This is a genomic window from Legionella spiritensis (assembly GCF_900186965.1).
In the GTDB taxonomy this organism is placed as follows: Bacteria; Pseudomonadota; Gammaproteobacteria; order Legionellales; family Legionellaceae; genus Legionella_C; species Legionella_C spiritensis.
Genome location: NZ_LT906457.1, coordinates 2,443,734 through 2,460,261, shown reverse-complemented (window position 1 = coordinate 2,460,261; position 16,528 = coordinate 2,443,734). Strand labels below are relative to the sequence as shown.

Sequence of the window (16,528 nt, the reverse complement as noted above, 5' to 3'; positions counted from 1 at the left end):
GCCGAAATGCGGGATAACGTTCGTACGGGTATCCACCTGCTCTCCTGCCACAATATTGGGACATCAAACCCGTAATACGGCCGCAGACCTCCTTACGGCTAACGCTTTTTTGCGAAGAAAATATTGTTCACAGAACGTAACCTTTACTTATAATGTATATATGTGTGATGTTTGGTAATGATGTCCTGTTGGTTCCATGAATAAATTATTGTCTTGTGGGGAGTTGGCCGCGACGATTGCAAATCTGACCTCTGGGCCCGGCGTATACCGTATGCTGGATGCCAGGGATGATGTGTTGTACGTAGGTAAAGCGGCTAACCTTAAAAAACGGGTAAGCAGTTATTTCAACAAACACAATATCAGTGCCAAAACACGCTCTCTGGTAAGCCAAATCGCCAGAATTGAAATCAGTGTGACCCGCAGTGAAACGGAAGCCCTGTTACTGGAAAGCAACCTGATCAAATCCCTGCGTCCCAAATACAATGTGTTGCTGCGTGATGACAAATCCTATCCTTACATCCATGTCAGTAGAAGTCACCCCTTTCCCCGCATGGAGCTTTATCGCAGTAAAAAAAAGCCGCGCAGTGACGAGTACTTCGGACCTTATCCCAGCGTTGCCGCGGTAAGGGAAACGTTGAGTACCATCCAGAAAGTTTTTAAAATACGTTCTTGCCGTGACAGTTATTTTGCCGCCCGTTCAAGACCCTGTTTGCAGTATCAAATCAAACGCTGTACGGCACCTTGTACCGGATATATTTCCGCAGAGGATTATCAACAGTCTGTTCGTGACGCGATCCTTTTTTTACAAGGCAAGTCACAGCAGATCCTTCAGGAACTGGAGCGGCGTATGCAGAATGCCGTCACACGACTGGCCTTTGAGGAAGCGGCCCTGCTTCGTGATCAGATAAAAAGTCTTCGCCTGGTGCAGGAGCAGCAGGGTGTTGTGCAATTGCGGGGTGACGCGGATGTGATTGCCATGGACGTCAAACCGGGATTTGCCTGTGTTCAGTGTGTGACCGTGCGTGAAGGACATGTTATTGCCAGCCGGAGTTTTTTCCCTGCCGTACCGCAAAAAGTTTTTGTTTTTAATGAAGAACCGGAAGAGCTGCGCAGGCAGGTGCTGGAAGCGTTTCTGTCTTATTATTACCTGGATGCACCGGAACGGATTCCGGCATTATTAATCCTTGATAGCAATATACAGGATCTGGCGGTGATTAGCCGGATGTTAAGTGATTTGAGGGGCAAGGATTGCAAAATTCAGGTTCAACCACGTGGTGTAAAGGCACGTTGGCTGGATTTTACCTTGAATAATCTGCGCCGCTCTGTTTCCGAGTATGACGCATCACGAGTTACTACCAGAAAAAGATATCAGGCCTTGACCGATTTTCTTCATTATTCCGGCGATATTACCCGTATGGAGTGTTTTGATATCAGCCATACGCAGGGGCAGGAAACGGTGGCGTCTTGTGTGGTTTTTGATGAGGAAGGCCCAAGGAAAAAAGATTATCGCCGTTTCAATATTACGGGAATTACACCCGGAGACGATTACGCCGCTATGGAACAGGCGCTGACGCGCCGATTTAAAAAAACCGGCAATAGCGGCGGTGTGTATCCTGATGTTCTGATTATTGATGGCGGCAAGGGCCAGATAGGGGTGGCTCGGCGGGTGCTGGAGGCGGCAGGCATTGATGGCGTTACGTTGTTAGGCATTGCCAAAGGCCCGGATCGCAAGGCCGGGTGGGAACGATTGATTCTTGCGATTCAGGATAGGGAGCTCACGTTGCCGGCCGACTCCCCGGCGCTGCATTTGTTACAACATATCCGTGATGAAGCGCATCGTTTTGCCATTACCGCTCATCGTAAAAAACGTGCAACAGCCGGTTTTGAATCGTCTTTGGAAGCAATCGAGGGTGTTGGCCCCAAAAGACGTCAGGCTTTGCTGCGCCGTTTCGGCGGTATAAGAGAGTTGGCCAAAGCGCCGCTTGAGGAACTGGCTAAGGTGCAAGGCATCAATGAGCAGCTGGCCTTGCGTATTTTTCAGCATTTTCATCCGGATTATTCGTAAGGGAGGTCGTGACAATAAAATAAGAGTTATCGATTTGATTGTCATAAAAAATACGTCCTGTACGGAAGATGTGTAAAGTAGCTCATAATATTTGCATTTTGTTTGTTTTATATTAGTATTATGGCCTCTTAACCTGTAATCAGAGTCCGGTTGTAACCCTGAACTATTTGCTTATGAAAGAAGAATATACCGCGAATGATAAAAATGAAATCCTGTTTTCTATAGAAGATATCAGTGAAAGCGAGCATGACCTAACCTTAAAAATCAACAGGCATATTGAGGACAATGAGAGAAAGGATGTGTTACTGGCTTTTCAGCAGGCAAGAAAAGCCGGATTTTTTACCGCTTTAAAATCCAGACGAAACCACAATGAGTTATTGGTGAGTTTTAACCAGGATGTGCTTATTGATCAGATGAAAAAACAAAGGCAGGAGAATCCTGAACAGTTGGCCACCCTGCATCAGTTTTATATCAAATACGACGGGTTCTGCGAACTGATATCAAATTACGTTATTATGAATGGTTTACTGGGCGGGGATGATGAGACGGATACGTTGTCTGATATCATGAAAATGGAAACAAGACATGTTAAAAATCCTTTAAAATGCGCATTAACATTGACAAAAATCAATCAAAATGAAGTCAAACAAAGTCACATATTGAAAGTATCCAGTCTGTTCCAGCGTTTTATAGCTTATTTTTTTGAGATTTATCCTCACAGCATCATGCCTGCCTTCGCCAAAGTTATGAATAATAACCAGGTTAACCGTCCGTTGCTTGCAGAGAAACTTGATGCTATGGAAAAAGGGAGTTACATCAAATTTTTCGCGTTTAGTAAAAAAGGGTTTTTAGGTTTGGAAGGACATTCCATGGTGATCAAAAAGACAGGCGATGATGCCTACTCGTTCTTTGACCCGAATTCCGGTGAGGAAAAAAAGCTGGGTATCAAGAAGCTCGCGGATCGTATCGATACTGCCATCGTGACTTACGAAGCGACACGTATAGCCTTTATCGATGGACAGCGTTATGTGCAGGATCTTGATTATCAATTATCAAATGATGTCAATTCTGACAAAGAAGCGAAAACATATTTAAAACCCATTTGAACCTAATCGTCTTAACGTGCTTTCAACTTCCTTGAATTATCAATAATTATTGTTCATACTTTTTACAACAAAGGATGTTTTCTGACCTTCCTGTTGCTTTTCAAATACAACACTCAGGGATTTGGGTGACCTAATTAACTAGGGAGAAAGATGCCATGGTAGGCCTCATACAAAAGATTCTGCTGGATCTGATTCAATCGTTGTTGGGCGAAGAGGGCGTTTTAGATGTCAAGAGACACGCCGACATACCACTTGATAAAAACTTCAAAATCAATACGGCCTATTCCGATGAAGAATGGCAACGTCTCTGGAAATCATCACTGGAGATACTTAAAGTTACTCCGGAAAAGGCATGCAACCTTTATGCAGATGCTTTTTATAAAGACGTAATGACACGATTTCCCATGTGGTTTAAAATGTCGAAAAACTCCTACGAGTTTCTGGCAAGACAGCCTGCCATTCATAATAACTTTGCGACCGGGGTCCGATCTCAGAAGGATCGTCAGGCCATCACCGATAAATTTCTCGTTGAAGTACAGGATAAGAAGTTAATCACCCACTACCGATCGCCAAATAAACTATGTGAATTATATATTGCGTTGGCAAAATGGCTCATCGAATACTATCACGATAGTGCTGTTATTGAAGAAGTGACATGTATGCACTCCAATCAACCGGAATGCGAAATTCATATTCAATGGCAAAAATTCGGAGATACCCATGCCTGAGGTTTCACCGGACTCTGAAATCAAGTTGCGATCGCAAATTGAACATATTGCCAATCAATTATGTTTGGCCGTCGATGGTAATTTTGATTTTATGGTTTCCCAGGATGATGAAGACGAAACCATTCAAAAATTAAGCATGCTCATTAATTTTCTCATTGATTCGGCCAGACGTTCCGTAGAGGAAGAAAAAAAACAAAAAAAAATCCTGGAAGAGCTTGATCAATTAAAAAACAATTTTATCGCAAACATCAGCCATGAACTGCGAACCCCTTTAACTTTGATATTGTCTCCTCTCGAAGCCATGCTCTCTGATCAGAATCAATCTATTCAACGCAGAGATATCGAGAGAATGAGCCGAAATGCTTATCGCCTTTATAAACTGGTCAATGATTTACTGGATTTTTCCAAGGCCGAGGCGAATCGACTGGAGGTGAACTTGCAAGAAGTTCAATTACCTGATTTTGTACATACTATCATTGACGATATGCAACCGGCGGCGTTTAAAAAAAATATTTCCTTACAGTTTGAATCAAGCATAAAACACCTTTCCGTCATGCTGGATGAAAAGCTCGTTGAAAAAATTGTACTTAATTTGATTGGTAACGCTCTTAAGTTTACGCCTCAAAATGGCTGCATTGACGTATCATTAAAAAAATCCCGCGATCATCTATTGTTAACCGTCGCAGACACCGGTATTGGTATACCTCCTGATAAAATAACGGCAATTTTCGAACGTTTTCGTCAATTGGAGGATAGTACCACCAGGCAATACGAAGGAACAGGCATTGGTCTTGCCCTGGTGAAAGAATTTGTCCATCTAATGGGTGGGGAGATCGAGGTTGAAAGTGCGCCGGGTAAAGGCAGTCAATTTAAAGTTCTGTTGCCTGTTGTCAAAGCCAGGCACAATAATAAAAGCAAACGGATAAAAAAACAATCGGACATCCTGTCCCCAGTTATTAATGATGCGATTATCCCTGATTCCGGTGACAGCAACCATGTTTCTGCCACCATACGTCAAGAAATAAACAAGGGATCGAAAAATACAAAACATCGGGTCATCGTCGCAGACGATAACGATGATCTCAGAGCTTATATTAGTGAAAATTTAAGTCATTTCTTTGATGTTATCGCTGTGGAAAATGGACGTTTGGCTTTGGAAGCTGTTAAAAAATATCACCCATCTGTGATCATTTCGGATGTGATGATGCCTGAAATGGATGGTATTTCACTGGTTAAAACGTTAAAAGCGGATGACGAATTAAAACATATTCCTGTTATTTTAGTGACTGCGCGATCCGGCAAGGATGCGACAGTGAGTGGACTTGACAGCGGTGCCGATGATTTTCTGGCCAAACCGTTCAGCCTGGCTGAATTACGAGCTCGAGTATTAGCTGCTTTCCGCTTGCACAATACGTATTTATCATTAGAGGAAAAAAAAGAAGAGTTGGCCAATACGTTAAAAAGCCTGGAAAAATTGAATCAAAAGATGTTGAAAATATCGCGTGAGGCAGGTATGTCTGAAGTAGCAAGCGGTATTTTGCACAACGTGGGTAACGTGCTTAATAGCATCAATGTCGCAACTATTTTAATTAGGGATTCCTTGCAAGATAACAAGACTTTGCAACGATTATTTAAAATAAAGGGGGCGTTAAAAACGCATAAGGATGATCTCGATAGTTTTTTAAACCAGGATAAAAAAGGCAAGCATCTTACCGAATATCTGGCTCTTTCCCTGGAACAATTAAAAATAGAGCGCCAGAAACTATATCTTGAATCAAAGGAGTTAGTAGAAAATCTTGATCACGTCAAAGCGGTGATTTCCATGCAGCAGACCTTCGTCAAAAGGACAACTATTTGTGAGCCTATCGCATTAAATAAATTTTTGTCGGAGGTTGTCCAGTTACAAAAACACTCCTTTATTACTGCAGGAATTCGTATCGAATGTCAGTTTGATGACAAGCTGCCGACTATTGTCACTGATAAGCATAAATTATTAACGATCATTATGAACTTAATCAGCAATGCCATTCATGCCTTACAAGAGCTTCAGGCCAACCAGGACAAAAAGCAGATTATTATTAAAACAGGAATCCATAACAAACAAGCTGTTTATATTGAAATTAGCGATAACGGCATTGGCATTCCCCAAAAAAACCTGATGAATATTTTTACACAGGGATTTACCACGAAAGAGAAAGGAACCGGATACGGTTTGCATAGCAGTTTACTGACAGCCCAGGAACTCGGTGGATCACTGACCGGTTGTAGTCGGGGCAAGGGGTTTGGAGCAAATTTTGTTATCAAGATCCCGTTGCAGCAGAAAAATATGGAGAAAGGTTGTGGATAAACCCAATTATAAAATACTCGTTATTGATGATAATCCCATGATCCACAAAGATTTCAGAAAAATATTTACCAAAAATACGCATAAACGAAATCGCATGGATTCATTAGATGAATTATTTCTTGAAGAAGAGGAAATTGTTAATCCATTGGGACATATCCAGATTGATTCCTGTTATAGTGGACAGGAAGGTCTGTTGTTAATCCAGAAATCCATTGATAATAATGAGCCCTATTCTGTTGCCTTTGTTGATATACGCATGCCCCCGGGTTGGGATGGTATTGAGACGGTTTCTCGTATTTTTGACATAGAGCCGAATATCCAGATTATCATCTGTTCAGCCTATTCTGATTATTCATGGGAAAATATGCTTGTCGAAGTACAGCATAAAGGCCGTTGGTTACTTCTAAAAAAACCGATTGATATCACGGAAGTACGTCAAATGACCCTGGCACTTTGTGAAAAATGGTTGCTCCAGTTAGATATGAAAGGACAGATTGAAAAGAAAACTCGTCTATTAAGAGAAGCCAACAAAAAACTTGAATTACAGGTAAAAAAACTGATTTCGGCAAAGGAAGAAATTAAATACCTCGCCTACTATGATACGTTGACTGGCTTGCCAAATCGGTTTTTCTTCAAGGAAATTCTGGAGCAAAGTCTTTTAGATACCAAACGAAACAATAAATTTCTCAGTGTGTTTTTTCTTGATTTGGATGATTTTAAGAAAATTAATGACACGCTTGGTCATACGGCCGGTGATCTGTTGTTAAAACAGGTTTCAAACCGATTATCGGGTTTTTTACGGGCAAGCGATTTTGTCAGTCATCATAACAATAATCCGCAAAATTTTTCCATGGCCAGTGCTCGACTGGGAGGGGATGAATTTACGATTATCATTAAAAATATCAATAAGCCGGAAGAGCTTCGTAACGTGGCGAACCGTATTATCAATGTTATTGGCGATCCACCTTATCTTATTGAAAATAATGAAATTAATATCAATACCAGTATAGGGATTTCGGTCTATCCCAGAGATGGGACCGATTCTGTAACATTAATCAAACATGCTGATATGGCGATGTATCAAGCCAAGGAACATGGGAAAAACAAATTTAATTTTTTCGATAAATATCTTCACCGGATTGTTGTTGAAAAAATCATGCTGGAACAGGGGATCCGAAAAGGATTGGAGAAAAAGGAGTTTTTTCTTGAGTACCAACCCAAGGTTTCAATCAGTACCAACGCAATCATCGGTTGTGAGGCGTTATTGCGCTGGAAGCATCCGGAAAAAGGGATATTATTACCCATTCAATTTATTCCTGTTGCAGAAGAGTCCGACTTGATCCTGAAAATTGACCATTGGGTTTTGCGCGAAGCCTGTGCCCAGATTCGTAAATGGCAAGATGTGACTGGTTTCAATGACATCATCACTTCCATTAATATTTCGGCTCGTTTATTTAATGATCCCGATATTGTGACGATTGTGTCTGACGCGATTCAAAACACAGGCATTCATGCCAATAGCCTCGAATTGGAAATTACCGAATCCATGCTGCTAAATACTGGAGAAACAACCATCAAGCGCTTAAATGATCTTCGTCATTTGTTAAACCGTGGGGTCAAGATTTCGGTGGATGATTTTGGAATCGGGTACTCCTCATTAAATTATCTCGGCAAGCTACCTCTGGATACCTTGAAAATAGATCACTCTTTTGTGGATAGAATCGGTATTGATGTCAATCAAACATCAATCATTAAAGCCATCATAAACCTCTCTCACGAATTAAAATTAAACGTTATCGCCGAAGGCGTGGAAACACAGGATCAATTTGCTTTCTTGAAAAAAGCCGGATGTGATGAAATTCAAGGCTATATTTTAGCAAAGCCGATGTCTGCTGCTAAATTTATCAGGTTTGTAAAAAACTGGCGGAAAAGTGGCGGACAGATTTCGGGAAAAAATAATCAGTCGCGGGATTCATAACGCTCAATAAACTCCTGTAGCGCGTTAATGGATAAGGGACGGCAATAATAATAGCCTTGCGCGTAATGACACCCCAATTGTTTCATCATGTCGTTTTGTTCGGCATTTTCAACACCTTTCTGGATGACCAGTAAATCCAGTTTATGGGCCAGTTCAATAATGCCGCTGATGAACGCACCCTGACGGGGATGCTGGTCGAGAGAATGGAGAAGGTTCTGAGCGATTTTGATGTAATTAAAAGGAATTTCCAGCAAGCGGTTGAGATTGGAGTGTTGGGCTCCGAAATTGTCCAGACTAAGCCGTATTCCCTCGGAATGGAGAACTTCCAGATTGGTATCCAGGTGACGGTACTGGATGGTTGATATTTGTTCCGCAATGTCTAGAACCACCGATTCTTTCGGAATGTTGGCGTTCACCATGCTATTACACAGGTTATCAATAAAATTCTGATCACTCAGTTGCGATAAGGCGATATTGAGTGAAATTTTGGTGTCACTAACGGATGTTCTGGTTGTGGAAAAATCTTTTAACGCCTGTTCAATGGTCCAGTAGCCCAGAGAATGGATGCTGCCGGTTTGTTCCGCTAACGGTATAAATTCACCGGGTGAAATGAGTCCTTTTTCAGGATGACGCCATCGGATAAACGCTTCATAACCGATAATTTTCCCGGAGAGCAAGTCGAACTGGGGCTGGTAATCAATATAAAACTCCTGTCTTGAGATGGCTTTTTTTAAATCTTTTTTCAGAAATATCAATCGGTTGCTGACTTCATCAAAGCCTTTGTCGGAATAGATGGCGTATTGGTTCTTGCCGTTTTTCTTGGCTTGATACATAGCCATATCAGCGTTTCTCATGAGATCCCCGGCGTTAGAACCGCCTCCCGGATAATAGCAGATGCCAATACTGCATGCGGTTTCCAGGTGATACTCTCCAAATTCAAACGGATCGGATAAGGCTTGATTGATTTTGCCGGCTACTTTTTCAATGTCTGTCTGATTCGTAATGGCCAGGATAACGACAAACTCATCGCCTCCAAGTCGGGCTATGAAATCATTTTTCCTCAGACAGCCAGACATTCGTTTGGCTACATTTTTCAAAAGAATATCACCAATCTGGTGGCCAAGCGTATCATTAATGGTTTTAAAATTGTCAATATCAATTAACAGCAACGCCAATTCCTCTTTATTTTTTTTTGCTCTTTCTATCCATAAACTCAGGGTAGTATCGAAAAATTGCCGGTTAGCCAGGTTGGTGAGCGTGTCGTAGTTAGCCAGATCACGCATTCTTTGCTGGACGCGTTTCAGTTCGGTGATGTCTGTCGCATAGATATTGACCTGATCAAAATCCGCTATCCAGACGATGATGAAGAAATAAACTTTATCCGCCACATCCATTTCCACCCGGACAACATCACGATTTTTTTTGGCCAGTCCACAGGCGTCGAGAAGCTGCCTTGGCAGGCCATGAAACAGTTTGTTCCAGTATTCCAGGATTTTTTTACCCGAACTATTGCTATAAAGTACGCTGCCGCCGGATTGCAGGCGAAGTACAGGATTGGGATCCTGTTGCGGAATACTAGCCAGGAATTGTAGTTTGCGATGAGACAACAAACGTTCTATTTCCAGACATACCCGTTCGCTGAACAGCTGGAAAAGCGTACGGTTGTGTTTGTTAACGTCTATGGACGTTTCGCTAAACAGGGTGAGAATCCCTACAATTTGTCCTTCGGAGTTGATCAAAGGTCCGCCAATATAGGAATGGACGTTTAATTCCTTCAGAATAGACGCGTCAGGATAATGAGTTTGAACATCGCCGTTAAAATGATAGATACTGCGTGTTTTTTTTACATCCTGGCAAGGTGTTCCCTGAAGCGGATACGTGATATTGGGTTGTTTGGCACCATGACGATAATAACTGACCGAGTGAGCGGTATCGGAGCTGTCAATGAGTATGACACAGGCATGATCGGTGTGAAATACGTTGCTGGCTAACCGGGTAATATCGTCAATGACATCGTTAATACCGCCATGATTGGATATTTCAGCCAGAGACCATAATACCCACTCAAGAATTTTTGCCTGGGTAATATCGATTAATCGGGCAACAATAACCGGTTCGTTATGGAGGGTCAGGCTATTTAAGATAACGTCAAACGCTTGCACAGGTCGTTTATCCAGATACTCCACCCAGTTGAATTGTTGGGGAATACCGCTTTTGGCCTGTTGGAAGTATTTTGCCGCTTTAAGGAAAAGGCGTTTGTGCGCCAGTTTCTGCATGGGAATGACATCCCAGGCATTTTGACCGATAATTTTATCAGTATCTTGAAGAAAATAACGGGCAGCCATTTCGTTGACAAGAACAATCTGTCCATCCTGATTAAAAACAATGACGCTGTCACGGGTTTTTTTCAGTGTTTTTTTTATATCATTATTTATTACATAGCAGCCCGATTTCTCGCTAGAGTTCATATTGGTGCCAATTGCAAGAATATTATTACCCATGGAAGTTATTCTATGGACCATTTAAAGTAATTATAGTTAATATCTATAAAAATTTTATTCAAGTGCTAAACTTTTTAGACAAGTGAACGAAAAGTAATACAAAGAGGTGCGTTTTATTTTAAGCACGTTTCTTGCATCTTAAATGGTTATAACAGTTAGGAATAACGTCATGAAAAGAATAGTAATAGCCATTGTCTTCTCTATTTCGTCAGTCCTGTCGTATGCCGCACCCTATTACGGAACCGGGTTATGCGCCTATCCGCAATACGAATGTATTAAAGTGGGGCGGGGACAAAGCTGGCAAACATTGTTTCCCGATGAGGAGCAACGCTTCATCGTCCAGGCGATAAATCGAACGTACAATCATTTATGGGCCGGTAAAGAGATTGCGGTACCGCGTCATCTGGAGAACAAAACCTTACTGGATTTCTCCCCTTTTCCCTTAAAGATTAAGCCGGAAGGCAATAAACTGGTTGTGGTGGATCAGGATAAACTGGCATGGGGCGCGTACGATACCAATGGCCGGTTGCTCAGGTGGGGACCTGTTTCCTCAGGCAGCGATAAATGTTCCGACAGTAATAAAGCCTGTCGCACCCTGACCGGTATTTTTTATTTTTTCAGCAAGGAAAATGAAAAATGCAAATCCAATGTTTTCCCAATAGGCCGCGGCGGGGCGAAAATGCCGTATTGCATGTATTTCCACAAGGGATTTGCGATGCACGGCTCGGATGATATTCCAGGCTACCGGGCAAGTCATGGTTGTGTGAGGATGTTTACTCGTGATGCCATGTGGATGAACCATCATTTTGTTGAACTTGCGAATGAAAGAAATAATTATATGGGAACAAAAGTTGTGATCCGGCCTGTCTTGTCGAAAACCAGTGGGAAACGATAATGAAAACAATAACGAAACTTGTGTGTCTGGTGTTCTTTCTGACGGCTTTCATCACCAGCTTTGCCGCGGCGAAGCAGGAGGATAAAGACGATAAGGATAATCGTAATCCTTCGGGGTGTCGCGATCTGGGTTATCAATTTAAACTGAAGGCGTTACATCTCCTGCCCGATGAGGTGGGGGCTTCGCAATCCATGTATTTAATTTATAACAAATCGGGTCAGGATGTGAATCTTTATCAAATGCGTGATGGTGAAAGTTCGCGCAGTCTCTTTTTAAACCATATTGTCAAGGCAGGGCAATGGGCCGTTTTTTCTACCAATGAGAGACTGGTCAAGTTTTTATGTACGGTTTCTGACAAAAAATCACGCTATGGCCGGGTTATAGATTGTGCGGATAATCTACGGGTGTGTGAATATAATAATGTGAAATACGGATTAAATAACAAGGGTAATTATTGGCTGATAAACAGTAGTTCAAGAAATGCTGCGGTCAGGGCGGTAGTGCGTTATGGTATTATTCCCGCATACGAATAAAGACCATTGCAGCTAACAATAATGAGGGGAAATGCCATGAAATCACTGGTACCATGGTTTTGTCTGGTTGCAGCGACAGGAAGTCCACTTGTCTTTGCGAACGATGGATTACTGGATTATCGTAAAGGGGAGTATTTTGCGGCGGGAAAAAATCTCTACCAGCAATCCGGCCGGGATCCTGTTGCCGATTATTATCTGGGTCGCATGCGTCTTTACGGTTTTGGGGAATTAAAAAATAACGATTTTGCATTACGGTATTTTATAAAATCCGCAGAAAAGGGATTCCTTCCTGCCCAGCAATTACTGGCCCGTTATTATTTAATGAACGTTGATAATCCGGAATTGGCACTGAAGTGGTTTAAAAAAGTGGCGGCGGCGGGAGATGTCAATGCCCAGATGTATTGTGCCGCAGCCTATTTGTTTGGTTTCGGAACCAGGAAATATCCTGACGGAGCCAGACGTTATTATATTGACGCGGCAAAAAATGGTAACAAGATTGCGCAATATACCCTGGCGAACCATTTTATCAAGAGCAGGGACAGCCGAACTCGAAAACTGGGTCTGATTTGGTTGAACAAATCCGTAGAGCAGGATAATCCGAAAGCTCAATTGAAACTCGGTACCATGTATCTTACCGGATCGCTGGTAGGGCGTAATACGGAGAAGGGTGAAGATTTAATAAGGCAGGCAGCGAAACAAAACTATGTGCCTGCCATGATGGCTTTGGGAGAGCTCGCTCAAAAGCAAGGCGACCTTTCCAAAGCCGGTGATTGGTATGAACGGGCAGCCAGAGGAAATAACACCAGGGCAGAGTTGGCGTTAGCGAATATGTATCTGGATGAAAAAGGCAGACTTTACGATCCTGTTCTTGGTTTCAGGTGGATGCTGCGATCCGCGCAGCATGGTAATTTTGATGCGCAGAAAAAACTTGCCGTACTCTATAAGGAAGGCAAAGTCGTTGACGCGGACGAGAATCTGGCTAATCAATGGCAAGCGCAGGCTGAAAAAACGCTGGAGAGGCGGAAGTCGCAGAATCAGGCATCCGTAAAAAATCAGGTGGCTCGTTGGCTGACCAATGGCAAAATGGATAATTTTGCCGACAGTGATTATCGTTTGGGAGGGATCTATAACGCCTGGCAAAATCCTCTGGCCCTTAAGGAAAACAATTACAATCAATCTCCCCGGATGAATGTTTTGACAAGAACGTCGCTTTATAAGCCCCGGTTTCAATTAATCAACCCTGACGAAGTTGCTATCAGCGAATATTTTGATATTCTGGCACCGATGTTTCACGGCAACCAGTCTAACGACTGGTCTTTCAAGCGTTATCCCATTAACAGGGAAATCCAGGTTCTGGAAAATAATGAGCTGCCGGTCTTGCGTCATGAACCCTGGTATTCCATGATGGATGAAGGTCGGCCCTACCCCGAGAAAAATGTGTCCAAACTGTTTGATTATCTGGGCGCCATGACATCGGGGTGGGAACAGCAGGCCAATTATCAGGCTGTTTTGAGTAAATTATATGGTCATGCCATATTAGGCGAATCCGATTCCCAATACGAGATCGGTCAACTCTATCAGTATGGTATAGCCGTATCCAAAAACCCGCAACAGGCGATTGTGTACCTGGAACTGGCAGCGTCGCAACAGGATATCCGTGCGGAATATAATCTTGGCATTTTGTATCTCGAAGGCCAGACAACGCCGGTGGATTATCAGAAGGGAATAGAATGGATGACTGATGCGGCGTTTAAGGGAAATCCTTATGCGCAATACGCTCTGGCCAATATTTATGAAAAAGGTTTCAGGAATCCGGAAGGGGAAATGATCGTGCAGCCTGATCACAATCAGGCTATGGCCATGTATTATCTGGCGGCATCCAATAATTTTGGGGAAGCACAGTACCGCCTTGCGGATTTTCTGGTGAAAGAAAATAATGCCAATTTAAGTGTGGCCGCACGGCAAAACCGCATGCAGTTGATCAAGAAATTGTATGAGGGGGCCGCGAAGCAGGGTATTGCCGAGGCGGTACTGCCCCTGGCTTTCTACAACGCGATGGACAATGATCCCGAAAAACAGAAAAAGGCGTTCAAAGTCGCAAAACAGGAAGCCGGCGCCGATAATCCCGAGGCGGCACTTTTGCTTGGTATTATGTATGAGCGCGGCCTTTCGGTGCCTGAAAACGAGGTGGAATCCCTGTATTGGTATCAACAGGCTGCCATGAACCCTGTGACATCATTTGTTTTGGGTACTTATTATTCAGAAGGACGGGGAGTCAGCAAGGATGTCGATAAAGGTCTGGCTCTTTTGCAGCAATCGGCCGATTCCGGGTTTTCCTACGCGAATCTGAATCTGGCGGTCTTGAAACAGAAAGCCGGTGAACCGTTTTTGGGGGAATTGGAAAAAGCCCGTCAAAAAAATAACAGCAAAGCCGGTTTGTTATTGGCCGATTATTATCTGCAGCAGGCGGATGATCCGGAAAATATGAAGCAAGCTCGTGATATATATCAGCATTTCGCTGAAAAAGGAGACAAGGACGCGCAACTAAAGCTGGCATTTCTTTTTGATAAAGGGCTTGGTGGCGAGGTCAATCCGCAGGCTGCCGAGCATTGGTATACCTTGTCCGCAGAGCAGGAGCAACCTGTTGCGCAATATTTGCTGGGTAAATTGTATCAATTAGGACGAATTGGCGGCAAACCGGATTATCAGCAGGCGAAAAAATGGTACTCTGCCGCCAAACAGAAATATACTCCGGCGGCCGTTGCTTTGGGATTTATTTTTGATACGGTCGATGACGACTATTTAAATGCCACGGAAAATTATGAACAGGCCGCTGCCAAAGATAGCCGAATCGGGCAATTTAATTTGGGATTGATTTATGAATACGGCAAAGGTCAGCCGGTTAATATCAAGAAAGCGGAAGCACTCTACCTGAAAGCAGCCGAGCAAGGATTTGCTCCGGCCATGTCGCAACTGGCAGGTCTCTATTTCAACGGCAAAAATGGTCAAAGGGATGAGCATAAAGCGTTAACATGGTACAAGAAAGCAGCGGCGCTCGGAGACAGGGACGCCAACTATCAGTTAGGTTTGTTATCGGAAACCGGTGTTGCAACCAAACTGGATTATGCGGATGCCGTTAAATATTACCAGCAGTCTTCCGATGAAGGTAACGCGAAAGCCAAGCTGGCGCTGGCACGTATGTATCAATACGGCCTTGGTGTGACGAAGGATGTGCAGCATGCCGCTGATCTTTACAAGCAACTGGCGGAATATAATAACGCATACGCGCAATACCAGTTGGCTTTGTTGTATTATGAAGGCGCTTTGGGGGAAAAAACGCCGGAAAAAGGCAAGAAGATGCTGGTTATGGCAAAGAAAAACGGCAGTCAGCAGGCTCAGAAAATGTTGCAATGGATAGATGCGCAGCAGGAAATGCGCTCAAGTTTTATCGAGCCGGTTCCTTTAAATAATTCGCCGGATATTGCCGGACAGCCTGCTGATTTAATCTATCTGAACGCCTTAAATGAGTGGAACCGCGGTGATGAAACCCTGTCCCGCATGATCCTTGACCGTTTGATGACCCAGTTTCCTCATTATATACCGGCCAAACGTGCCTATGAGCAGCTTAATCAGCAAACTTTGCCGATTATTTTTAGCTGATACAGGAAAAAACATGAAAAATATGACGCTGACAGGTTTAGGCTCTGTGCACTTATCTTTTATAGTTTCTTGTAGCCCGTCATGAAGGCGAAGCCGAAATGCGGGAAAATGTCCACTAAGGTTTGTTCACAGAACTGGCGCATCATCAACATTAAATTCTGGGGTAAATTGAAAGGTATTGAAAGAGTCCGAACCGGAAACGCCGGTTCGGATGTTTACGGACTTAGAGCGACGGAAACACCGGGTTAAGCGGCCATAGCTTTAATGCGTGCGCTCAGGCGGCTTTTAATTCTGGATGCTTTGTTTTTGTGTATTAAGCCTTTTCCGGCTGCTTTATCAATAATAGGTTGGGCTTTCGCATAGGCATTGCGAGCAGCTTCCTGATCGCCGGATTCAACCGCTTTCAAGACATTTTTAATAAAAGTGCGATACATGGAACGAGCACTGGCGTTATGTTTGCGCAGCTTCACGTTTTGGCGGGCACGTTTAATCGCCGATTTAATATTTGCCACTTACAAATCTCCAACTATTTTAAGATAACTCACAAAAGAACTTGATCATGCCTAATGCCTTAGAATTTGTCAATATCTCTATGCCACATGGACACTAAAATGAGCGACAGCAAGGAATAAGGCAAAATCCGAGACTGGCTTGTCGATAATATTATATCCATATTACATCATTCTTTCAGTAATGTCTTGTTCCGGCAATGAAT

Annotated in this window: 11 protein-coding genes; 9 read left to right on the top strand and 2 right to left on the bottom strand. The window is 43.1% G+C overall.

Translation table 11 applies throughout. The annotated features are described in order from the left end of the window. Positions 1–196 precede the first annotated feature (196 nt). The 5 genes from uvrC (at position 197) to CKW05_RS11050 (ending at position 8,224) form a co-directional block, all read left to right on the top strand. A complete protein-coding gene (gene uvrC, locus CKW05_RS11070; protein ID WP_058482118.1) occupies positions 197–2,065 on the top strand; it encodes an excinuclease ABC subunit UvrC in 1,869 nt (622 codons plus the stop codon). Positions 2,066–2,238: 173 nt separating this feature from the next. Further along, on the top strand, positions 2,239–3,171 hold the full coding sequence (locus CKW05_RS11065) for a hypothetical protein (RefSeq protein WP_058482119.1): 933 nt from the start codon (positions 2,239–2,241) through the stop codon (positions 3,169–3,171). Positions 3,172–3,326: 155 nt separating this feature from the next. After that, positions 3,327–3,899, top strand: a complete 573-nt coding sequence (locus CKW05_RS11060) for a heme NO-binding domain-containing protein (RefSeq protein WP_058482120.1) — start codon at positions 3,327–3,329, stop codon at positions 3,897–3,899. Then, entirely contained in the window at positions 3,892–6,246 is a 2,355-nt protein-coding gene (locus tag CKW05_RS11055; RefSeq protein ID WP_058482121.1) for an ATP-binding response regulator, read from the top strand. The genes CKW05_RS11060 and CKW05_RS11055 overlap by 8 nt, the downstream gene beginning before the upstream one ends. Beyond that, a complete protein-coding gene (locus CKW05_RS11050) occupies positions 6,239–8,224 on the top strand; it encodes an EAL domain-containing protein (RefSeq protein ID WP_058482122.1) in 1,986 nt (661 codons plus the stop codon). Before CKW05_RS11055 ends, CKW05_RS11050 begins: the two co-directional genes overlap by 8 nt. On the opposite strand, the gene CKW05_RS11045 is transcribed toward CKW05_RS11050, so the two are convergent. Continuing rightward, positions 8,206–10,725, bottom strand: coding sequence for a sensor domain-containing phosphodiesterase (locus tag CKW05_RS11045; protein WP_058482123.1), 2,520 nt, complete (start codon positions 10,723–10,725; stop codon positions 8,206–8,208). The two genes, CKW05_RS11050 and CKW05_RS11045, sit on opposite strands and share 19 nt — an antisense overlap. 169 nt (positions 10,726–10,894) lie before the next feature. On the opposite strand from CKW05_RS11045, the gene CKW05_RS11040 reads away from it, so the two are divergent. From CKW05_RS11040 to CKW05_RS15340, 4 genes are all read left to right on the top strand, one after another. Then, complete coding sequence (locus CKW05_RS11040; protein ID WP_058482124.1) at positions 10,895–11,620, top strand: L,D-transpeptidase; 726 nt, start codon at positions 10,895–10,897, stop codon at positions 11,618–11,620. Next, positions 11,620–12,153, top strand: a complete 534-nt coding sequence (locus tag CKW05_RS11035) for a hypothetical protein (protein ID WP_058482125.1) — start codon at positions 11,620–11,622, stop codon at positions 12,151–12,153. Before CKW05_RS11040 ends, CKW05_RS11035 begins: the two co-directional genes overlap by 1 nt. 36 nt (positions 12,154–12,189) lie before the next feature. Then, positions 12,190–15,813 carry a tetratricopeptide repeat protein gene (locus tag CKW05_RS11030; protein ID WP_058482126.1) on the top strand — a complete coding sequence of 1,208 codons (3,624 nt, stop codon included), beginning with the start codon at positions 12,190–12,192 and terminating at the stop codon, positions 15,811–15,813. 108 nt (positions 15,814–15,921) lie between these two features. Further along, entirely contained in the window at positions 15,922–16,062 is a 141-nt protein-coding gene (locus CKW05_RS15340; RefSeq protein ID WP_156413329.1) for a hypothetical protein, read from the top strand. Here CKW05_RS15340 and rpsT read toward each other — a convergent pair. Then, the gene (gene rpsT / locus CKW05_RS11025) at positions 16,059–16,325 is read right to left on the bottom strand and encodes a 30S ribosomal protein S20 (RefSeq protein ID WP_058482127.1); all 267 of its coding nucleotides are present in this window, start codon (positions 16,323–16,325) and stop codon (positions 16,059–16,061) included. The two genes, CKW05_RS15340 and rpsT, sit on opposite strands and share 4 nt — an antisense overlap. Positions 16,326–16,528 lie beyond the last annotated feature (203 nt).